A 19,444-nucleotide genomic window follows, 5' to 3' on the forward strand; every position below is an offset into this window, starting at 1 on the left:
TTCTTTTCAAAAACTTAGGGGATTCTTCCAGGCGAAGACTTGACTTAGGTCAGGTGTCTGAAAATTTGCACCTACCCGTCGGCCTCGTCCATCAATCCGCGCAGCCACCGACCGGCCAGCCATGCCGCAGGAATGCCCAGCGGAATCGACCAGAGGATCGCCGGCACCGGTTCAATTGCGCCGAACCCGACGCTGTGCAGGATAAGCCCGAGCAAAAACAGGTTGATGGCAACGGTCAACGCCGTGGCCGGATACAGCAGAATGGCCAGTTTCCAAACCGGCCATTTCCCCTCAGTGGCTGGTTCCTTCCGAGAAGGTGATCTTGTTCCAGACATTGTATTTCCCCGAAGGTTTGCGCATCGGCAGGCGGCGGATTTCTTCCAGTGTCTGCGCGTCATAGACGATCACCGCGCCGTCATCTTCCCAGATCGAAACCAGTGCGTGGCTGCCATCTCTGGTGAACTCGACATGGGCCACGGTCTTGCCCGGCGCAGGGCGCAGTGTTTTCACGATTTCAAGGCTTTGCTTGTCGATGACGTGCATCGCGTCCTTGTTGGGGCCAAAGAAAACGTCTGCCCAGACATAAGGCGAATTCTCATGGCTGCGCATGAAAAACCCAGGGCCTTCGGTCTTGATCCGTTTGATGGTTTCCCAGCTTTCCATGTCGATCACCGACACGGCGCCGTCTGTCAGGTGCGGCGTGGCCATTACGGTCGTATCGCCGTGTTTCCATGTGATCCCCGAGCCCAGATGCGGCATTCCAGGCAAATCCAGATCGGCCACCTTGTGCCCGATCACCAGATCAATCACTTGCCCGCCCTTGCCATCGCGGGACGCCCCCATGACAAATTCATAACTCTGGTCGAAAAAGAAATCGTCCAGATAGTCAGCCGTTGTGATCTTGCGCACAGGGAAAGGATCAGGGTTCTTGAACTGGCCTTCGATGCGGAAATCATGACCAAGCCCGGATTGCGGGGGATTGGCGCCGTAAAACACTTCCCAAATCTCGGGCACATCCTTCAGTGCCAAAACAAAGCTTTCCCGCGGAGGGGCCTGGTAGACCGCAGAGACGCGGCTGGGCAGGCCCTTCTTGCTTTTGACCTCGATGACCTTTGCGACGGAAAGGTCTTCGGTGGACAACACCGTCAGGCTGTTGGGCAGGTAATTCGCCACGGCCACCCATTTGCCATCGCCCGACATGGCGATGTTGCGGCTGTTCAGGCCGGCACGCACACGGCCCACCTGTTTCAGCGCCCAGATGTCGTACTTCTGGACCCAGCCATCGCGCGACATGATGAAGACATACCGCCCATCCGGGCTGAACTTGGGGCCGCCATGCACGGCGAAGGGGGTTTCGAACCGGTCCAGAACCTCGAACGTGTCACCGTCCAGAACGCTGACATGGTGATCTCCGGTTTCCACCACCAGCGTAATGTTCATCGGGTCGCTGTCCCAGACAGGCGCATCCACCGGTACATATTCCTCGTCCAGCGTCCGGCTGGCCAATATCTGGGCCTCGCCCCATTCGGGGTCGGATTCCAACGGCGATTTCAACCAACCGGCCAGCTCTTCGATTTGCAGAGCATCCAGCTCGTGCGAGAAGGCCGGCATTTGTGTCGCCGCGCGCCCTTCCGCGATTACCGCAGCAACCCGGGGACCCCGCATGCGTTTGAGCGTTTCAGGGATCAGCGCGGGGCCAACCCCGCCCAGACGGTTCTCGCCGTGGCATGAGGCGCAATGTTCGGCGTAATCCGAATGGGCATCTGCCCAGGCGGTGCCCGCCAGCAACACCGAGCACAACGTACCGAATGTGAGTGTCTTAAAAGAACTGATGCGCCGGATCATGGCTTTTCCCCCGAAACGGTGTGACCTGAAGGCGTTTCCCTGCATCATCCACACCGATTTCCTGGTTGGACAGGTAACAGGCCGGATCCTCGGCCCAGGGATCACCGGTCAATTGCAGGGCGCGGATGCGGGTATTGCCGCCGCACACGTCTTTGAGTTCGCAGGCTCCGCAGCGCCCCTTCAGCGGGCGTGGGCGGGTGCGGAGCATCGCAAGCATCGGATCATCGCTGGTCCAGAGTTCGGAAAACGATTTGGTCTTTACGTTGCCCACCGTGTAGTCGGACCAGTAAGTGTCCGGATGGACCCGGCCGAGATTGTCGATATTGGCAACACCCAAACCACTTGAGTTTCCACCCCACGCGGCCAGGTGCGCACGCACATGTGCAGCCTTGTCGGCGTCGAAATGCGTGCGAATCCAGTTCAGGAAATATCCGGCATCAGCGTCATTGTTCCCGGTCACGATATCCAGCGGACGACCGCCCGATGCGGCTTCCCAGGCGCGTTCCAGCAACAGATCCAGGCCTTTGCGCGTGCGCTGATGCGCGGCATCTTCGCCCCGGTTCTTGTCGCCGCGCCCCGCATAGACAAGATGCGACAGGTAGAACTTGTCGACACCTTCATCATCACAAAGGCTCAGCAAGTCAGGCAAGTGATGTTGCGTGCCTTCGGTCAGGCAGAACCGCAGGCCAACCTTGATGCCGCGTTTTTTGCACTCTCGCACGCCGCGCAGGGCGTCCGCAAAAGCGCCCTCGACGCCACGAAACCAGTCATTCGTCGCTCCGATCCCGTCCAGCGAGATGCCGACATAGTTGAAGCCCACATCCGCTATCATATCGGCGGTTTCGTCATAGATTCGGGTCCCGTTGGTCGACAAGGCCAGCATTGGCACCAGATCACGGGCGCGTTTTGCAATGTCGAAGAAATCGAACCGGTCCAGCGGTTCCCCACCCGAGAGGATCAGGGCCGGGACGCGAAACTGGCCCAGATCCTCAAGGGTTACCATGGCTTGCTCATGGCTGAGCTCACCCGGGAACGCGACATCCGCCGAGACGGTGTAGCAATGGCGGCACTTCAGGTTGCAGCGCCGCGTCAGATTCCAGATCACAACCGGCTTTACCGGGCCGGGGCGCCGTTTGCGCACCGGAGTCGGCTTGACCAGCTGATGCATGTATTCGGTCAGGCGGAACATGTTTCAGCCTTTCTGTTTCAGGCGCAGCCCGGTCTTTTTCAGGATGCGCGTGGAATAGAGGATGTCGCTGCCGCGGCAGGCCGATCCCAGAATCGCGGCAATCTGGCCGCGTTTGTCTTCGACCTCGTCGGGCGTGCTGCCATGAACCATGGCGAACAGGTTGTAGGGCCAGTCGGGCAGGGCGCGGGGCCGTTCATAGCAATGGGTGACGAAAGGCAATGCCCCGATATGAGCACCCAGTTCGGTGATCAGGTCATCCTGCACGTCCCAGACGGTCATGCCGTTCGACGTCATGCCCAGCTTGTAATGGTTGGGGGCTGCCGCGATCCGTCGGATCACCCCGCGCGCCTTCAGCGCGGCCAGCCGGTCCAGCAGGGTGGCCTCGGTCAGACCCAGATCGGCAGCGACCCGCGCATAGGGCGCGGCCACCAGCGGCAGTCCCCCTTGGAGCGACTCGATAATCTGTCTGTCTGTTGCGTCGATCATGCCGCCACCCGGAAGCCGATGAAAAATTCCTGAAGTTTGGGGAAACGGAGAACACTGACTCCCGTTTCCCGTTCGATGGCATCGGCGGTGGCCTCGATCCCCTCGGGTGTTTCGGTGGCCAGCACGAACCACATGTTCAGCCGATGCGTGCGTTCATAGTTATGTGCCACTTCGGGATGTGCATTGACTTTGGTCAGGACGGTTTCGAATTCTTCGTCTGGAACGGCCATTGCGCAAAGGCAGAAAGCCCCACCCATGGCCGCGGCGTCGAAAAATGGACCGAAGCGCGTAATGACGCGGTCATCTTTCATACGTCTCAGACGCGACAGCAATTCCGCCTCGGACAGGCCAAGCTCTGCGGCGACGGTTGCGTAAGGGTGCGAAGTAAGCGGCAGATCCTCTTGCATACGATTCAGGATCGTCCGATCCGTTTGGTCCAGCGTCATGCGGCGACCTCCTTTGCTTGAATCAGCGCGCCGGTCTGTTTGAAACAGCGGGTTGAGAACAGGACCTTGTTCCGTGCTCCGGCCAATTCGGGCAATGCAATCGCACCGGCCAGAACATCCAAAGCTTCTTTGCGTGTGCGGGCGTGGATCATGGAATACAGGCGATATGGCCAGACATCGGGAACCGGATTACGCTCATAGCACAGGGTCACCCCCGGGAAGGCGGCCAAAGCCGGACCCGCGGTTTCAATCTGTTCTGCCGGCAGGTCCCAGACCACCATCGCATTGGCCGACCAGCCAAGCGCCCGGTGACGCACAATGACGCCCAGCCGCGAGATTATTCCAGCGGCATGCAAAGCTTCGACCCGCTCCATCACGTCGGTGACATCCCGTTTCAGCGAACGAGCCAGAGCGGCATAGGGTTCTGAGACCAAAGACAGCCCGGAACTCAGAGACTGTAGCAGGCAACGATCGCCCTCGCGCATGACGGATGCATCGACCTTTCGTGCCTTGGGTACGTTTTTGGCTCCGCTAGTCATGCGAAAACCAAGATCCACGTTGAAAGGGCGTACCAGCCGCAGGTCCAGCACCTGCAATCCGGTGGATCGACTGATCCGCGCCAGGGTATCGTTGACATGCGCGCGGTCCGGCCCGGTCGCGACAAACCACAGGTTCCAAGCGTCTTCGCGTTGATAATTGTGGTTCACCCCGGGTTCGGCATCGATCAGGGCGGCGACCTCCTCCAACCGATCTTCCGGAGCCGCCACGGCAGCCAGGGTGCTGGCCGTCACCGCGCCGGGCGTGATGGTGGCGCCAACCCGTGTAATGCGGCCTGTGGCGCGCATCCGGGACAAGCGATGAATGACTTCGGCTTCGTCCAGCCCGAGTGCGTTACCCAGCATCTGGAACGGTCTCTCGGTGATCGGGAAGTCGCGCTGAAATTCGTCCAGCAGGCGGCGGTCGATCGGGTCCGTGATATGTCGCATCGGTTACAGCCCCGTTCTGTGCGCACGGGCCGTGAAGAAGATGCCGGACGGGCTGTCCGCGTCGATCTCGCGCAGTTTTTCAAAACTGTGCGTGTCGTAGACAATGACCTTGTTGGCATCGCGCACGCTGATCCAGACTTCATGCCCGCGTGGCGTGAACTCCATGTGCAATACCGCCGGGCCGGGTTTGAATTCGTGGATGATCTGTTTGCTGACACTGTCGATCACCTGAATGGTGTCATTCAGCGGGTGGGCGAAATTCACCCAGACCTGCCGCCCATCGGGACGGGCCATGGCAAAGACCGGTTGCCCGTGGGTTTTGGTCCTCCCCGTTTCGATCAGAGTGTCGGCGTCGATCCACAGAACCTCGTGATGGCCGACAGCGGGCAAAACGAACTCGCGGCCCGTCAGCGCCCAGCCTTCCAGATGAGGCATCTTGTAGACCGGCATTTCTTCCTGACCACGCCCGTAATCGGGCAGAACGCGGATCGGTTCGGGGGTTTCGGCCCACAGATCCAGCGCGGTCAGGCCGTCCTCGCCGAACAGACCGGTGATATAGGTGCGGCCATTTGCAGTGATCAGCGCGTCATAGGGGTTCTTGCCCATGTCCGGGATCTTGGTGATCTCTGGTGCGCCTTTTGCGAAATCGGCAATCCAGGTTTCCCCAGTGTCCCACATCGTGAAAACGAACCGCCGACCCGGCGCATCGACCAGGCCGATGGTTTTGCTGTCGGTCGGGATGTCAGCAACCATCTCAAGCGTGTCCGCATCGAATACGCGCACGCCACCGGGTTCATAATTTGACACCGCCACAAGCTTGCCATCGTCCGAAATCGCCCCGCCGATGGCGTTGCCGGCCTGTACGACGCGGTTCACGATCTGGCGGGTCACGATGTCGATCTTGGTCAGCCCGCCGTCGCGGCCAAACACATAGGCAAACCGTTCATCAGGCGAATAGACCAAAGACGCATGCGACAGATCACCCAATCCCTCGATCCGGGCCAGAGCTGCACGGTCGGATTGATCCACAAGAAGCACCGAGCCATTGGCGCGTTCGATGACCAGGCCAAGGTCGCCTGTCGCGGTCGGTTCAGCCTGCGCTGTGGTCATCATCAATGTGGCTGCAAGGCCAAGAATGAAGTGTTTCATTGTGCCTCCTGTTCCAACAGGTAACGGGCGATCCATTCGGCCTCTTCTTCACTGATCAGGGGCCGCCACGGGGGCATCGCGGTGTCGGGGATGCCGTCAAGGATGACGCTGGTCAAAACATCCGCGTCGTAGTGTTCAAGTGTCTCACTGCGCAGATCGGGTCCAAGACCGCCCTTCAGGGACAGGCCGTGACAGGAACCGCAATCCTGATGCACAAGTCTTTTCAGGGTATCGGGATCGATGACATCCGCCGCGAAAGCAGAGGTCGCGGCCAGAACCGCAATGGTCAGACAGGTTCGCGCCGCCCACCCCGAGCGACCCGGCGATCTGTCGGTGCATGTTGGGACAATCCCCTGATCTCGTCTTCCCAGCTTAGCCATGGGCCTGCTCCAGAAGCTCGGCTACAGGCCGTTCGGCATAAAGCGAAACCACCTTGCCAATGATAAACAGCGTCGGCGCCTTCAGGTCGGCTGCACGCACATCCGTGGCCAACTGGTCAAGTCGTGACACTAGACGACGCTCATCAGGTGTCGTGGCCTTGCCCACCGCCAGAACCGGTGTCGAGCCTGGCAGGTTCTCGGTCATCAACCCCATGGCGATCTGACCGATATTGGCGACGCCCATATAGACCACCAGTGTCGAGTCCGGATCGGCAAGACGTTTCCAGTCCAGATCCAGCACTTTGTCGGCCTGCCGATGTCCGGTGACACATTGAACCGAGGTCGCCAGCCCGCGATGGGTCAGCGGCACACCCGTCGAACAAGACGCCCCCTGGGCCGCCGTGATGCCCGGTGCGTATTCGACAGCGACACCGCGGGCCATCAGATAGGCGGCCTCTTCCGAGCCGCGACCAAAGATCATGGGGTCGCCGCCTTTCAGCCGGGCGACCGTGTGACCTGCGCTGGCTTCTTCAAGCAGTATTTCGTTGATGCGGTCCTGCGGAACGGTGTGGCATTTGGGGGCCTTGCCGACAGGGATCAGCCTGGCGCCTTCCGCGTGCAAGTTCAGAATGTCGGCGGACACCAGCCGGTCATAAACCACGACATCCGCTTCTTGCAGCAACCGCAGTGCGCGCAGGGTCATCAGCTCGGGATCGCCGGGGCCTGCGCCAATCAGAAAAACCTTACCGCTCATGTGCAAACTCGCTTGGTCTGAAAGTCTTCGAGACCCGGTATCCCATGCAGATCCGTTGCGTTTGCAAGACGTTGCTGGGTGAGCCGGGCGTGTCATGGGGGAAGATTGGCCCAATCGAAAACCAACCTCCTTGACATAAGTTAAGGAGCGCGGGATTTGCGCCCGCGCTCCTTCATCTTGCCTGTATTGTGCCCTGTTTCAGGGTTCGACGGTGATCATTCCGATCATGTTCTGTGTCTCCCAATGCGGGCCGCACAGATAGTCCTGTGGGCCGGGCGTGAGAAAGGTCAGTTCAACAGATTCCTCGGGGAACAGGCGATCACTTTCAGGTTGGCTGCCATCCTTCAACAGAACGGAATGGCTGGTGCGTTTGTCGACATTCACCCATCGGACAGTTGTGCCTGCCTTCACGGTCAATTCGGATGGGCAAAAATTGTATTTGTACATCAGCACCACTTCGGCGTCTTCGACGGCCGACGAAGGCTGATCGAACAACTCGACATAGCGCTCTTCGGCCTCGGCACAGATTTCGGCGGTCTCGTCCGCCCAGGCGGGCGCGGCCAGAAGCAGCAGCGCAGGAAGAAGGCGTTGGGGTTTCATGGTCCATGTCTCCTTTCCAAAAATGGCCGGGGCCGGTTGACCCGGCCCCGATCCGTCATTGTTTGACCACGTTGATGAACGCGCTGTCATCATCCAGCGCCAGGCTGGTATTCAGCGTCACGTGGTGGAACCTTGCGGCGGTAAAATCGTCGTGGATGGCAAAGCCAACGGTATAGGTCTTGCCTGCCTCCAATGGCACATCACCGGGCGCGCCCGAATTCAGGGGGCGAGTAAACACCACGGTCCACATGCCACCGGACAGTTCGGCCGATGCGGCGATTTCACCATCATTGACCACGCGCTGCTCCAACAGATAGCCATTGGTGGCGCTTCCGTCGGCGTAGACACGCATCAGGTCAAGATAGGTGCCGTCGGCCAGATACTGCTCGATCTGTTCCTCGGCCTTCAGCTTGTCCCAGCCCCCCAGGGCCTTGCCGCGGCGACCTTTGACCTCAACATCCGTGCGGCTTTCGCTGATGTATTTGGTAATGGTGTCCGTGGCATTGAGGCGGCCAGCAACATCCGCATTGGCGGCGATCGCATCTGCTTCGGGCGCAAAAGGCATATAGGTGTTGTCGGCGTGGCACGAAGCCCAGCATCCCACCTGATCGCCCAGCTCGATACCAGTGCCGGTAATCATCATGGCAACCTTGATCTGGTTGTCCGGGTCCATCTTGCCGCCATCGACGAACGGGACAGGGTTGTGACCCGCGTCCGGCCATTGCAGGCGAATGTACAGGTTTTCGTCGTCATGCGCCGCCTGAACGGTTGCGTCGATGACACCGCGTTTGCCCGGAATCGGGGTCGGTTCCAGATCTCCACCCGCAACGATCTTGTTGCCGATGGTGTCCAGTTCCTTGGCGTGACAGGTGGTGCACTGATCCCCGCCTTTGGTCAGGGGGCGCGCGCCACCATGGAACTTGCCGTTCTGGACCCATTCAAACGAGGCCTGTCCGGGGTAAAAGAGTTTCAGATCCGCCGCGGCCACTGCGTTCCAGTCGATGTTGGGCGCAACGTCGCTTGCTCCGCCAGAGGGCGCTGCGGCGTCCTCGCCGGAGGTTTTTGCGCGTTCTTCTTCCAAAGCAGCGTCAACAGCCGCTGCGATCTGGGCTTGAACGGCCTCTTGCTGAGCCTTTTTGGCGGCTTTTTCTGCTTCTGCTTCAGCGGCCTCTTTGGCTTCGATCTTTTCGAGACTGGCCAAATATTCCGGAGGGATGGGCCGGATGAAGTCCGGGTTCGGTGCTTCAAGCTTTTCCAGATACTCCTCGTCCGCCCGGTCGCGTGCATCCGAGTGTGCAATCCCCTTGTGGCAGTCGATACAGGTCTGTCCGACAGTCATCGCATTGAGGTGCTGCTGACGGGCGCGTGGTTTCTGGAATTCGGGCATCATCGATTCGAAATCGTGACAGTTGCGGCATTCGCGCGAGTCTGTGGCCTTCATCCGCTCCCATTCGTTCATGGCCAGATGTACACGTTTGGCCTCGAACTTTTCACGGGTGTTGATGGTACCGACCATCTTGCCATACAGCTCTTTGGACGCCTTGATCTTACGGATCATCTTATGTGTCCAGTCTTTGGGAACATGGCAGTCGGAACAAACAGCCCCCACACCCGACCGGTTCACGTCATGGATCGTGCCGGTATATTCTTCGTAAACAAAATCTCGCATCTCGTGACATGAGATGCAGAATTCCTTGGTGTTCGTGGCTTCCATTGCGGTGTTGAACCCGCCCCAGAAGATGATGCCGGCGGCAAAGGCCGCGGCGATACCGGCCACAGGCATTCCCCATAGGAAATACCGGCGCCAGATCGGTTTTTTCTTTTCCGGTTCGGAGGTCATATCCGGGCTCCGTTTTGGCTGTATTGTCTGGCCCTTGGTGGCAGGCCGGTGAGTTTGGCTGATGACTCAAACAAGGAAAGGGCGGGCGAGGGGCCCGCCCTTTCCTGTGGTCGTCCTGACCTTGTCAGGTGACGTGGTTCGACCGGTTGTAGACGTTGAACTTGCCGGTCGGGGCATAAAGCCCGTCGATGCGGCCGATTTCTTCCAGCGTCTTCGCGTCGAAGATCACGATCTGACCATTGGGTTCCTTCGAGTCCGACAGGTTCCACTTGGAAACCCATACCTCGGTACCGTCAGCGTTGAATTCGAAGTGAACAGCGGCGCTGCCTTCGTCTTCAGTGATCTGGATCGTCTTCACGATTTCGCCGGTTTCTTTCGAAATGACCTGCACGGATTGCTGCACTTCCGGTTCCGGATGCTTGGTCTGGTCAGCCCAGATGTAATCCGAGTTCGGGTGGGTGCGGACGAACAGGCCGGGGCCGTCGGTTTCCACTTCGTAGCAGACTTTCCAGGCGTCATCCGGACGGTTTTCAGGATCGTTGCCCCAAACGGTCACGGTACCGACACCAAGGTGGGTTGTGCCTGCCACAGGGCCACAGTTCGGGTCGACCCAGTTGGCGCCCGGACCAGGGTGCGGCAGCGCGGCTGTGTCGATCATCGCCTCAAGCTTGTGGGTTTCGGTATCGACAACCACCATCTTGTTCGACGCGTTTGCGGCGATCTGGAAATACCGGCCTGTCGGATCGAAGAACCCGTCATGCAGGAACTTGGCGCTGTCGATCTTGTCGATCCGAAGGTTGTCCAGATCGGTGTAATCGACCTGCCACAACTGTCCCAGTTCTTTCACGGCAACGATCCAGGTGGGTTCATTCGGAGTGGTGTAGATGGCTGCCACACGGGCTTCTTCCACATACTCACCGTCGACGTTCACGCCGCGGGTCGATACGACCTTGACCGGTTCCATGGTCTTCGCGTCAACGATAGCAAAGTGCGGCGGCCAGTAGCCACCACCGATGACGTATTTACCATCGCCGGAAACGGCGACGTCACGGGCGTCATATGCAATCTTGACTTCGGATACCAACATCTTGTCCGGCGTCTGCCAAAGGTCGATCTTGGTCATCTTGCCGTCGCGACCCATTGTGTACCAGAAGCGGCCGGGGTGTTCCGGCTCGGTCAGGCTGTGGTGTTCGGACGCTTTCAGAACGTGCACGGCGTAGCCAGTGGGGATGTGGGTCAGCACCTCTTTGGTGTCGCCGTCGATCACGGCCACCTTGCCTACGTCACGTTCGATGACGACAAAGAAGTTTTCCCAGTTGCGGCCGTGCAGCGGCTCGGTCGGATAGTCCTCTTCTTCGACATAGACCTTACGCGTCGCCATCATCTGTTCCAGCGACATTTCAGGTGGTTTTGGCGGCTCCATCATGATGTAGGTCGCCATATCCTTGATTTCCTGCTCGGTCATGATGTCCGAGAAGTTGTTCATGCCGCCTTCGGTACCCCAGGCGATAATCTTTTCAAGGCGTTCCTGCCCCAGTTGCAAGGTGCCGCCTTCGGTTACAGTGCCGTCGGCTGCGGTCTTCTTCCAATGCGGTTCCAGGTTTTTACCCGTGGCACCTTTGCGCAATACGCCGTGGCAGCCTGCGCATTGTTCGAAATAGAGCTGTTTAGACGATTCAAAGGCTTCTTCGCTCAAAGTTGGCTCTTCGGCGAAGGTCGGAGCAGCGACGCTGCCCAACAACATTGCCAATCCGACCCCGAAGGCGCGGCCGGGTTTGTTGTAGCTGATTCCAAGTGACATGATCACTCTCCATATGCGTGGTGAGGCGGTGTCGAGAGTGAAACATCACGTGGATGTCATCCTTGACCAAAGTCAACGGCAAGGGTGCAGACAAAGCACTTTGGAAAGAAAACACAGATCAAAACCCCCAATAAATCTTGTGTTTCTCACACATGTTTAAGCCCAGTCTTGATTTTGGTTAAGGGCGCCGGGTCATGCGGGCACTACACATTGTTCAACGGCGGGAAAAGCTATGGAGAGCAGGCATGACAGCTGTAATCGCGCGTGTTTTCAGTGAAGGGTTCCGGGTCTTTTTTCTTTCGGCGGGTCTTTACGGTATGTTTGCAGGAGTCGCGTGGGGCGTATGGTTGGCGTCGCTCGACGGACTGATGCCCTACATGGAACAGAGTTACGCGATGCCCCCGGTCATGTGGCACGCGCATGAGATGATTTTTGGGTATGCAACGGCCGCCTTGGGGGGGTTTTTTCTAACCGCCGTGCCGAACTGGACCGGTGCGCCCGAGGCGCGGGCCCGCTTTATCACGCTTGTCGCATTGATCTGGATGGCCGGGCGTCTGGCAGTCTGGTTTTCCGGAGTGTTGCCACCCTTGTTCGTCGCAGTCGTGGACCTGAGCTTTGTTCCCATTCTGGCGCTGAAGATTGCCAGTCAACTGGTTCGTCGACCCAAGCCCCAGAATATGGTGTTTCTGTATCTTCTGGTTCTGATGTTGGCCTCGAACGTTATGGTTCATTTGGAATGGATGAGGGTCACGGTGGATACGCTGAACACCGGCATTCGGGCCGGGCTTTTGACCTTGTGTTCGATGATCGCGATCCTGGGTGGCCGGATTACGCCGGCTTTTACACGCAATGCCATGAAAAGAGCGGGTCAACCCGAAGCATCGTGGCCGGTATCCGTGGCCAGGCTGGACAGGGCGACGATGATTCTGGCGCTGTTGCTGCCCCTGCTTGTGCTTGCACTTGATGTCGGGCCTTTTGCGGGGGCCGTTGCCTTGGTGATGGGCAGTGTTCAACTGATGCGCATGGCGCGTTGGAGAACAGGCTGGGCCTTGCGTCAACCGATCCTGGTCGCGCTGCATCTGGGTCTCGGGATGCTGGCGCTGGGTCTGATTCTCTGGGGGTTGGCGGCCATCGGGATGGGAAATGAGATCGGCGCGCTCCACGTTCTGGGCATTGGTTGCGTTGGTGGCATGACCCTTGCCGTAATGAGCCGCGCCGCCTTGGGCCACAGCGGTCGCCCCCTTGTCGCGCCAAAGCCCATGGCGATTGCCTATGGCTTGATGGCGGTTGCAGCGCTTGTGCGTTGGCTGGGATCCGACATGACAGGAGGGTACATGACGGCGATGCTGACAGCGGATGGATTTTGGATCGCGGCAATGGGGCTGTATCTGTTTGCCATGTGGCCTGCCCTGACCGGCCCCCGCGCCGTGCAACAGACTTGACGCCTGTTCGGGCGGCGCTTATCGTTCATCAACCAGAGGCCGCGCGTTCTTGATATGACGATGGACCAAGGCACGAGCGCGTTTCCCTTTTTCCGGTATCCGTCGTGCGGCCAGCGGAACGTAATTGCGCTGATCTAATTCAGGGAACAGTTCAAGAATTTCCGCCCGTGCGTCCGGGTGAACACTGGACAAGGCCTGCGCACCGGTGAGCAGGCTTTCGGAAGGTGCGCCTTCCGCATAGATGATCTCGTGACGGTCGAACAAAAGATGGACATAGGTCACAGCACGGGTGTCATCAGCGATTGAAATGCCGGGCACGCCGACAAGAATGTGAGCAGGAACAAGAACCTCTTCGGCGTCGAACATTCTGACGGCAATCGGCGACCGGACCAGCATACGGTGTTGCGGTGACACGAAAAGATCACGCTGGGGCAAGTGATCGCCCAGTGAACCGGCCTCGATCCGGATTGGCTTCAGCCTAGGACGGGCGCGAAGCGCCGCCTGGTCCAGATGTCGCGTGCCGATCCAGCGTATGTGTTGCGGTCCTTTGTCGGCGGTGACGACCACGTCACCCACCTTCAAATCCTCGATGGGCCTCGGACCTTTTGGAGTCATTATCAACGTTCCGGCTACGAAGCACGGCACGTCAATGATAGTGGTCGGGTCAGTTGTGTCAGGAGCATTGGTCGGCGTAACATTCACGATGTTCATCGAGTATGTCGTGCCGGGCACAAGGGGTTCAGAGGTTATGTAACCACCCAAAGTTCCGTCAACTTCCACACGGTAAACTGTAATCGTACCCCCGCCTGGTTTGGACAGAATATAGGATTCTTCCAGGTAAATTGGGCCACTAAGAAAGGTGGTCGAGCCATCAAGGGTGGTGATGGTGCCGGTCTGCGTCAGATCATCGCCGTCTTCGTTGTCGAAGCGGTCACCGTTGAAAACATCGCCAGTATCGACAATGGGTGGTCCGCCGCCGTTTTGAATAAATCCACCGGCTGCGTCTGTCACGCTGAACAAACGACGATCCGTGTCAGGATCAAAATTGACATCCAATGTAACCGTATCCGGCCCAATCGTATTCACCGTGATTACGCCGGGCGTATAACCGATATAGGAATAGTTTGCCATTTTAACCCATCACTCTTTGACACGGAATTTACACTTGTTCTCTCAAGCGCTTGGATAACTCCGCCATACTAAAATGTCGACGCGACATTCCTCACAATTGGTTCAGATATCAAGGCGAACCGCAGGCTTTTTCGTGGTTCTTGCTGTTTGTCAGGCATCTGACCTCGTTCCAGAGCATACTTGAGAAGTCTTGACTTTCGTTAAGGCACTCCCGCGTCCCGCCCGTCATGTTGCTGACACTAGCTAATCTGCGCAAAGGAGAGCGCAATGCGAGACGTCATGACAAAGAGCATGGCCCGCAATATTTTTTATGGCGGGTCACTGTTCTTCATTCTCATCTTTCTGGCCCTTTCGGCCCATTCCCACTGGTATATCGTCAATTCCGAAAATGCCGCAAAGCTGGATGACAGTGTGGTTCGGGGCAAGCATGTCTGGGAAAAACACGCCTGTGTGAACTGTCATTCGATTCTGGGTGAAGGGGCCTACTTTGCTCCGGAAGTCGGCAACGTGATGACCCGCTGGGGCGTGCTGGACGACCCGGAATCAGCCTTTGAATCCCTCAAGGGCTGGATGGAAGCACAACCGACCGGCATTCCCGGTCGTCGGCAGATGCCCAATTTCAACCTCAGCGACGAAGAACTCCGTGACCTGACCAACTTCCTGATCTGGACGGACAACATCGACGCGCAGGGCTGGCCGCCCAACGAGGCAGGCTGAGAAAGGGAACGAAACAATGAAATACGAATCCCAAAAAATCGCCTATGCCTACTTTGCGGTAGCCATGGCGTTGTTCGCGATACAGGTGATCGGCGGCCTTCTGGCCGGTTTCATCTATGTATTCCCCAATTTCCTGAGTGAGCTTCTGCCGTTCAACATCGTGCGGATGCTGCACACCAACTCTCTGATCGTCTGGCTGATCCTGGGTTTCTTTGGTGCGGCCTACTTCCTGATCCCGGAAGAAGCCGAGCGCGAGATCCACTCGCCCAAGCTGGCCTATCTGCAACTGATCATCCTTGTTGTCGGTACGTTGGGCGTGGTCGTCACCTATGTCTTCAACCTGTTCGAAGGCAACTGGCTGCTGGGCAAAGAGGGGCGTGAGTTCCTGGAACAGCCCAAATGGGTCAAGGCCGGCATCGTCGTGGCTGCATTGATCTTCCTTTACAACGTGTCGATGACCGTTCTGAAAGGCAAGAAGACAGCCATTACCAATATCCTGCTTCTGGGCCTCTGGGGTCTGGCGCTGTTGTTCCTGTTCGCCTTCTACAACCCGGGCAACCTGTCGCTGGACAAGCAATACTGGTGGTATGTCGTCCACCTGTGGGTCGAAGGTGTGTGGGAACTGATCATGGCCTCGATCCTGGCCTATCTGATGCTCAAGCTGACCGGTGTGGACCGTGAGGTGGTCGAAAAATGGCTCTATGTCATCGTCGCCGCCGCACTGTTCTCGGGCATCCTTGGCACTGGTCACCACTATTACTGGATCGGTACGCCTGCATACTGGCAGTGGATCGGTTCGATCTTCTCGAGCCTCGAGGTGATCCCGTTCTTTGCGATGATGGCCTTTGCCTTCGTCATGGTCTGGAAGGGCCGTCGTGACCACCCCAACAAGGCCGCGCTGCTGTGGTCGCTGGGCTGTGCCACGCTGGCTTTCTTCGGTGCCGGTGTCTGGGGCTTCCTGCACACGCTGCACGGGGTGAACTATTACACCCACGGCACGCAGATCACCGCAGCCCACGGCCACCTGGCCTTCTACGGCGCCTATGTCTGCCTCAACCTTGCGATCTTCAGCTATGCGATGCCGATCCTGAAGAACCGTGATCCCTACAATCAGGTTCTGAACATGGGCTCGTTCTGGCTGATGACCAGCGGCATGGTCTTCATGACCTTCGTGTTGACCTTCGGCGGCACCGTGCAGACACATATGCAGCGCGTGGTCGGAGACTACTTCATGGACGTACAGGACCAGATCGCGATCTTCTACTGGATGCGTCTTGGCTCTGGTCTGGTCGTTGTCCTTGGGGCGCTGCTGTTCATCTATTCGATCTGGGTTCCCCGCAAAGAGTTCATCGAACCCGGCGCAGCTGAAACCCCCGCGGAGTGATGGATATGGATGGCTCCATGAACCTGAAAGAGGGGGCGGCAAACGCCCCCTTCTACCTGCCCCAGGGCGATGAATGCGATGTCTTCACCGCCGCTTACAAAAACGACCTGCCGGTTCTGCTGAAAGGACCGACGGGCTGCGGCAAGACTCGGTTTGTGGCCCATATGGCCGCGAAACTTGGCCGCCCGCTTTATACAGTGGCCTGCCACGACGATCTGGCCGCCGCCGACCTGATCGGGCGCTATCTGCTGAAAGGCGGAGAAACCGTCTGGGTCGATGGCCCCCTTACCCGCGCGGTGCGCGAAGGCGCGATCTGCTATCTGGATGAGGTGGTCGAGGCGCGCAAGGACGTGACCGTGGTGCTGCACCCACTGACCGACGACCGGCGCATCCTGCCGATCGACCGCACCGGCGAAGAGCTTGAGGCCGCGCCCGGTTTCATGCTGGTGGCGTCCTACAACCCCGGCTATCAGAATATCCTGAAAACCCTCAAACCCTCGACCCGGCAGCGGTTCATCTCGCTGGAATTCGACTTTCCCTCACCTCAGATGGAAGCCGAAGTGGTCGCGCAGGAAAGCGGCCTGCCGCTGGAACGCTGCAAGCCGCTGGTGCGGCTGGCGGGCAAGCTGCGCGGGCTCAAGGGTCAGGACCTTGAGGAAGGCGTGTCCACCCGGCTGGTCGTCTATGCCGCGACTCTGATCGCGCAGGGCATGTCCACCGACCGCGCCATCCTTGCCGCCATGATCGAACCTCTGACCGATGACGAGGATATCAAACGCGGGCTCCTCGATCTTGTCACCGCCGTCTTTGGGTGAGGCCGGCGATGGTCAGGATCGACTTTGAGCCATGGGAACCCGAAGAAACGATCGGGAAACTGTGGCACACCCTTGCCAGCCGCCTCGATGCACCCCAGGTGCATGTTGGAGCCGCGGTCGACCTTTCCGAGGTCGCGGGGCGGCTGGCAGTCCTCTTTCGGGGGCTTGGGGGTAGTCCGGGCGTTGAATTGCGCCCGGTCTCACCCGAGGTTTCGCGCCACCGCCTGAGTTGGCGCCGCAAACTTGCAACCGAAGTGGAATTGATGCCGCGCGCCTCGTTCGACGGAGAGGTTTTGCGTCTGCCCGACCATCTGGCAGTATTCCCCGCACGCGAGGCAAACGGCGCGCTCTATGTCTGGTTGGCCGCCGCCGCGGCCCATGCCGGAACCCGAATTGACGAAGATGATCCACTGCGTGCCGACCTGCGTGCCTTGATCGCCGCCCGGCACATGGTCGAGGCGACTCTGGACGATGCGCCTGGCTTGCGTCCGCTGTATACCGAGCTGTGCAAGGGCGTGCTGTTTCAGCGCGACATCCCCAGCCTGCCGCCTGCCGAGGCCGCGGTTGAAGAACTGATCCGTCATATGCTGGGCGATCCCAAGCCCCTGTCGGACCAGGCCGAGCACCTTCTGGCACTTGACGACGACCTGATCGCCCCGCGCGGCTATCAGCCGATGCGTCCGGTTCCCCTGTGGCCGGAGTTGCGGGCAGTTGGGTTCTCGGAACACAACGAGGTTGAAAACCCCGATACCGAAGGTCCGCCAGAGGAATCCGGCGAAAAGACACACCGTGCCCGCCGCCGCAAATCGGATCAGGCCGAGCGCAGCGACAGTTTCATTCTGCACAAGTTCGAAGCCATCCTCAGTTGGGCCGAATTTCTGAATATCAACCGTCGCATCGATGACGACGATCCCGACAACGCCAAGAAGGCGGCTGACGATCAGGAAGAGATCGGTCTTGGCCAGATTTCCAAGGCGCCGCCTACCAGGTTGAAGCTTCACCTTGATCTGGCGCCCGAAGACGTCAACCGCGAACGCCTGTCAGGCCGTATTCTATATCCCGAATGGGACGTGCGGACGGGTCAATACCTGCCGGATCATGTGAACGTTCTGCTTTCGGATGCCGATATCCGCGACGATACCGCCGAGTTCGGCAAGGATCCGACCACTGCGCGCCGCATTCGTGCCGTCAAGCGCCAATTCGAGGCGCTGCGCCCGGGGCGCGTGATGACCCGGGGCCATCTGGACGGTGACCAGCTGGATATGGAAGCCGCCGTTCGGGCGCAGGTTGACCGCTGCGCAAATGGTGAAGGGACGGAACGCGTCTGGATGCAATCCCGCCCCGAGGCCCGCGATCTGGCGGTGTCGATCCTGCTGGATGTCAGCCGATCCACCGAAAGCGCGGTCACGGGGCGTGCCGTGATCGATATCGAACGCGAGGCGCTGGCGGCCTTGGCGTGGGGCCTGAACGCTTGCGGCGACGATTTCGCCATTCATGCCTTCAGCTCCCTCAAGCGTCAGCGCGTCTATGTGCAGCGTTGCAAACGGTTTGACGAACCGATGGGAACCAAAGTTGAACAGCGCATCGCGTCGCTGCGCCCCGGACATTATACAAGGTTGGGCGCGGCAATCCGGCACTGTTCCTCAGATCTGGCCAGCCAGTCCCGCAAGCGCCGATTGCTGCTGGTTATCACCGACGGCAAGCCAAACGACCTGGACCATTACGAGGGGCGCCACGGCATCGAAGATACCTGCATGGCCATACGCGAGGCGCGCCGGGCCGGACAGTCGGTGTTCGGTGTTACCATCGATAAAACCGGCAAAAGCTGGTTTCCGCGCATGTTCGGGCAGGGCGGTTTCGCCGTCATCCCAGATCCGCATCGCCTGACCATGGCCTTGCCGCAGATCTATCGCCAGTTGGTCGGCGCATGAGTGATGCCTCTCTGATCGACGAATTGCCGGGCGAGTTCCTGATGTGGGTTCTGATCATTTCGGAACTGCTGGTTTTTGGCGCGGGGATGATCGCTTTCATGGGGGTACGTCTGACCGATCCAGCAGGTTTTGCCGAGGCGCAGTCGCATCTGCATCGCACGGGTGCGGCCTTGAACACCGCGGTATTGGTGACATCCGGCTATCTGGCCGCACAGGCGCTGCATTGGCGGCGGAACATGCAACGTTTGCGGGCCCGATTGGCGTTGATCCTTGCGGCGCTTCTGGGTGTCGTGTTCCTGATCATCAAGGGTGCGGAATACGCCGACAAGGCGTCTCAGGGGATAGGATACGAAACGCATCCATTCTTTCTGTTCTACTATATGTTGACCGGCTTTCATGCCGCGCATGTCCTCGCCGGGGTTGGAATTCTGTTGCTGGTGGCCTGGCGCGACGACCCCAGTAGCGTCGAAGCGGGCGCGCAGTTCTGGCACATGGTGGACCTGGTCTGGATCATGCTGTTTCCAGTGATCTATCTGCTGGGATAGTCG

At 59.0% G+C, this 19,444-nt stretch carries 19 protein-coding genes; 6 read left to right on the top strand and 13 right to left on the bottom strand.

Going from position 1 to position 19,444, the window contains the following annotated elements; all coding sequences use genetic code 11:
- Nucleotides 1-71: 71 nt before the first annotated feature.
- From GS612_RS00180 to GS612_RS00235, 12 genes are all read right to left on the bottom strand, one after another.
- On the bottom strand, nucleotides 72-335 hold the full coding sequence (locus GS612_RS00180) for a hypothetical protein (protein WP_171169778.1): 264 nt from the start codon (nucleotides 333-335) through the stop codon (nucleotides 72-74).
- A complete protein-coding gene (locus GS612_RS00185; RefSeq protein WP_171638679.1) occupies nucleotides 292-1,845 on the bottom strand; it encodes a nitrite reductase in 1,554 nt (517 codons plus the stop codon). Before GS612_RS00185 ends, GS612_RS00180 begins: the two co-directional genes overlap by 44 nt.
- Nucleotides 1,820-3,034 carry a heme d1 biosynthesis radical SAM protein NirJ gene (nirJ, locus tag GS612_RS00190; RefSeq protein ID WP_171638680.1) on the bottom strand — a complete coding sequence of 405 codons (1,215 nt, stop codon included), beginning with the start codon at nucleotides 3,032-3,034 and terminating at the stop codon, nucleotides 1,820-1,822. The genes GS612_RS00185 and nirJ overlap by 26 nt, the downstream gene beginning before the upstream one ends.
- Before the next feature lie 3 nt (nucleotides 3,035-3,037).
- A complete protein-coding gene (locus GS612_RS00195; protein WP_171638681.1) occupies nucleotides 3,038-3,520 on the bottom strand; it encodes an AsnC family transcriptional regulator in 483 nt (160 codons plus the stop codon).
- Nucleotides 3,517-3,966, bottom strand: a complete 450-nt coding sequence (locus GS612_RS00200; protein ID WP_171638682.1) for an Lrp/AsnC family transcriptional regulator — start codon at nucleotides 3,964-3,966, stop codon at nucleotides 3,517-3,519. Before GS612_RS00200 ends, GS612_RS00195 begins: the two co-directional genes overlap by 4 nt.
- Complete coding sequence (locus tag GS612_RS00205; RefSeq protein ID WP_171638683.1) at nucleotides 3,963-4,952, bottom strand: AsnC family transcriptional regulator; 990 nt, start codon at nucleotides 4,950-4,952, stop codon at nucleotides 3,963-3,965. Before GS612_RS00205 ends, GS612_RS00200 begins: the two co-directional genes overlap by 4 nt.
- 3 nt (nucleotides 4,953-4,955) lie before the next feature.
- Nucleotides 4,956-6,101 carry a cytochrome D1 domain-containing protein gene (locus tag GS612_RS00210; protein ID WP_171638684.1) on the bottom strand — a complete coding sequence of 382 codons (1,146 nt, stop codon included), beginning with the start codon at nucleotides 6,099-6,101 and terminating at the stop codon, nucleotides 4,956-4,958.
- Nucleotides 6,098-6,481, bottom strand: coding sequence for a cytochrome c (locus GS612_RS00215; protein ID WP_171119357.1), 384 nt, complete (start codon nucleotides 6,479-6,481; stop codon nucleotides 6,098-6,100). The genes GS612_RS00210 and GS612_RS00215 overlap by 4 nt, the downstream gene beginning before the upstream one ends.
- Nucleotides 6,474-7,235, bottom strand: coding sequence for a uroporphyrinogen-III C-methyltransferase (cobA, locus tag GS612_RS00220; RefSeq protein WP_171638685.1), 762 nt, complete (start codon nucleotides 7,233-7,235; stop codon nucleotides 6,474-6,476). The genes GS612_RS00215 and cobA overlap by 8 nt, the downstream gene beginning before the upstream one ends.
- Nucleotides 7,236-7,433: 198 nt before the next feature.
- On the bottom strand, nucleotides 7,434-7,835 hold the full coding sequence (locus GS612_RS00225; protein WP_171638686.1) for a plastocyanin/azurin family copper-binding protein: 402 nt from the start codon (nucleotides 7,833-7,835) through the stop codon (nucleotides 7,434-7,436).
- Nucleotides 7,836-7,890: 55 nt separating this feature from the next.
- Nucleotides 7,891-9,675, bottom strand: coding sequence for a NapC/NirT family cytochrome c (locus GS612_RS00230; RefSeq protein ID WP_171638687.1), 1,785 nt, complete (start codon nucleotides 9,673-9,675; stop codon nucleotides 7,891-7,893).
- Between the two features lie 124 nt (nucleotides 9,676-9,799).
- A complete protein-coding gene (locus GS612_RS00235; protein ID WP_171119354.1) occupies nucleotides 9,800-11,476 on the bottom strand; it encodes a cytochrome D1 domain-containing protein in 1,677 nt (558 codons plus the stop codon).
- 245 nt (nucleotides 11,477-11,721) lie between these two features.
- On the opposite strand from GS612_RS00235, the gene GS612_RS00240 reads away from it, so the two are divergent.
- The gene (locus GS612_RS00240; RefSeq protein WP_171638688.1) at nucleotides 11,722-12,918 is read left to right on the top strand and encodes an NnrS family protein; all 1,197 of its coding nucleotides are present in this window, start codon (nucleotides 11,722-11,724) and stop codon (nucleotides 12,916-12,918) included.
- Between the two features lie 18 nt (nucleotides 12,919-12,936).
- On the opposite strand, the gene GS612_RS20455 is transcribed toward GS612_RS00240, so the two are convergent.
- Complete coding sequence (locus GS612_RS20455; protein ID WP_253286079.1) at nucleotides 12,937-14,049, bottom strand: Hint domain-containing protein; 1,113 nt, start codon at nucleotides 14,047-14,049, stop codon at nucleotides 12,937-12,939.
- Between the two features lie 267 nt (nucleotides 14,050-14,316).
- Here GS612_RS20455 and GS612_RS00250 point away from each other — a divergent pair, with 267 nt between their 5' ends.
- The 5 genes from GS612_RS00250 to GS612_RS00270 are packed head-to-tail and all read left to right on the top strand — an operon-like array spanning nucleotide 14,317 to nucleotide 19,441.
- Nucleotides 14,317-14,766, top strand: coding sequence for a cytochrome c (locus GS612_RS00250; protein WP_152460362.1), 450 nt, complete (start codon nucleotides 14,317-14,319; stop codon nucleotides 14,764-14,766).
- Nucleotides 14,767-14,782: 16 nt separating this feature from the next.
- On the top strand, nucleotides 14,783-16,150 hold the full coding sequence (locus GS612_RS00255) for a cbb3-type cytochrome c oxidase subunit I (protein WP_171638689.1): 1,368 nt from the start codon (nucleotides 14,783-14,785) through the stop codon (nucleotides 16,148-16,150).
- A gap of 5 nt (nucleotides 16,151-16,155) precedes the next feature.
- Nucleotides 16,156-16,965 (top strand): CbbQ/NirQ/NorQ/GpvN family protein, encoded by an 810-nt coding sequence (locus tag GS612_RS00260; RefSeq protein WP_371419757.1) that lies wholly within the window; start codon nucleotides 16,156-16,158, stop codon nucleotides 16,963-16,965.
- An 8-nt stretch (nucleotides 16,966-16,973) separates the two neighbouring features.
- A complete protein-coding gene (locus GS612_RS00265) occupies nucleotides 16,974-18,896 on the top strand; it encodes a nitric oxide reductase activation protein NorD (RefSeq protein WP_171638690.1) in 1,923 nt (640 codons plus the stop codon).
- On the top strand, nucleotides 18,893-19,441 hold the full coding sequence (locus GS612_RS00270) for a cytochrome c oxidase subunit 3 (protein WP_171638691.1): 549 nt from the start codon (nucleotides 18,893-18,895) through the stop codon (nucleotides 19,439-19,441). The genes GS612_RS00265 and GS612_RS00270 overlap by 4 nt, the downstream gene beginning before the upstream one ends.
- Nucleotides 19,442-19,444: the final 3 nt, after the last annotated feature.

The organism is Ruegeria sp. HKCCD6157, assembly GCF_013110685.1.
Classification (GTDB): domain Bacteria; phylum Pseudomonadota; class Alphaproteobacteria; order Rhodobacterales; family Rhodobacteraceae; genus Ruegeria.

Coding starts and splice junctions, on each gene's coding strand:
- GS612_RS00180 (WP_171169778.1), bottom strand. CDS start 335: ATGTCTGGAACAAGATCACCTTCTCGGAAGGAACCAGCCACTGAGGGG.
- GS612_RS00185 (WP_171638679.1), bottom strand. CDS start 1,845: ATGATCCGGCGCATCAGTTCTTTTAAGACACTCACATTCGGTACGTTG.
- nirJ (WP_171638680.1), bottom strand. CDS start 3,034: ATGTTCCGCCTGACCGAATACATGCATCAGCTGGTCAAGCCGACTCCG.
- GS612_RS00195 (WP_171638681.1), bottom strand. CDS start 3,520: ATGATCGACGCAACAGACAGACAGATTATCGAGTCGCTCCAAGGGGGA.
- GS612_RS00200 (WP_171638682.1), bottom strand. CDS start 3,966: ATGACGCTGGACCAAACGGATCGGACGATCCTGAATCGTATGCAAGAG.
- GS612_RS00205 (WP_171638683.1), bottom strand. CDS start 4,952: ATGCGACATATCACGGACCCGATCGACCGCCGCCTGCTGGACGAATTT.
- GS612_RS00210 (WP_171638684.1), bottom strand. CDS start 6,101: ATGAAACACTTCATTCTTGGCCTTGCAGCCACATTGATGATGACCACA.
- GS612_RS00215 (WP_171119357.1), bottom strand. CDS start 6,481: ATGGCTAAGCTGGGAAGACGAGATCAGGGGATTGTCCCAACATGCACC.
- cobA (WP_171638685.1), bottom strand. CDS start 7,235: ATGAGCGGTAAGGTTTTTCTGATTGGCGCAGGCCCCGGCGATCCCGAG.
- GS612_RS00225 (WP_171638686.1), bottom strand. CDS start 7,835: ATGAAACCCCAACGCCTTCTTCCTGCGCTGCTGCTTCTGGCCGCGCCC.
- GS612_RS00230 (WP_171638687.1), bottom strand. CDS start 9,675: ATGACCTCCGAACCGGAAAAGAAAAAACCGATCTGGCGCCGGTATTTC.
- GS612_RS00235 (WP_171119354.1), bottom strand. CDS start 11,476: ATGTCACTTGGAATCAGCTACAACAAACCCGGCCGCGCCTTCGGGGTC.
- GS612_RS00240 (WP_171638688.1), top strand. CDS start 11,722: ATGACAGCTGTAATCGCGCGTGTTTTCAGTGAAGGGTTCCGGGTCTTT.
- GS612_RS20455 (WP_253286079.1), bottom strand. CDS start 14,049: ATGGCAAACTATTCCTATATCGGTTATACGCCCGGCGTAATCACGGTG.
- GS612_RS00250 (WP_152460362.1), top strand. CDS start 14,317: ATGCGAGACGTCATGACAAAGAGCATGGCCCGCAATATTTTTTATGGC.
- GS612_RS00255 (WP_171638689.1), top strand. CDS start 14,783: ATGAAATACGAATCCCAAAAAATCGCCTATGCCTACTTTGCGGTAGCC.
- GS612_RS00260 (WP_371419757.1), top strand. CDS start 16,156: ATGGATGGCTCCATGAACCTGAAAGAGGGGGCGGCAAACGCCCCCTTC.
- GS612_RS00265 (WP_171638690.1), top strand. CDS start 16,974: ATGGTCAGGATCGACTTTGAGCCATGGGAACCCGAAGAAACGATCGGG.
- GS612_RS00270 (WP_171638691.1), top strand. CDS start 18,893: ATGAGTGATGCCTCTCTGATCGACGAATTGCCGGGCGAGTTCCTGATG.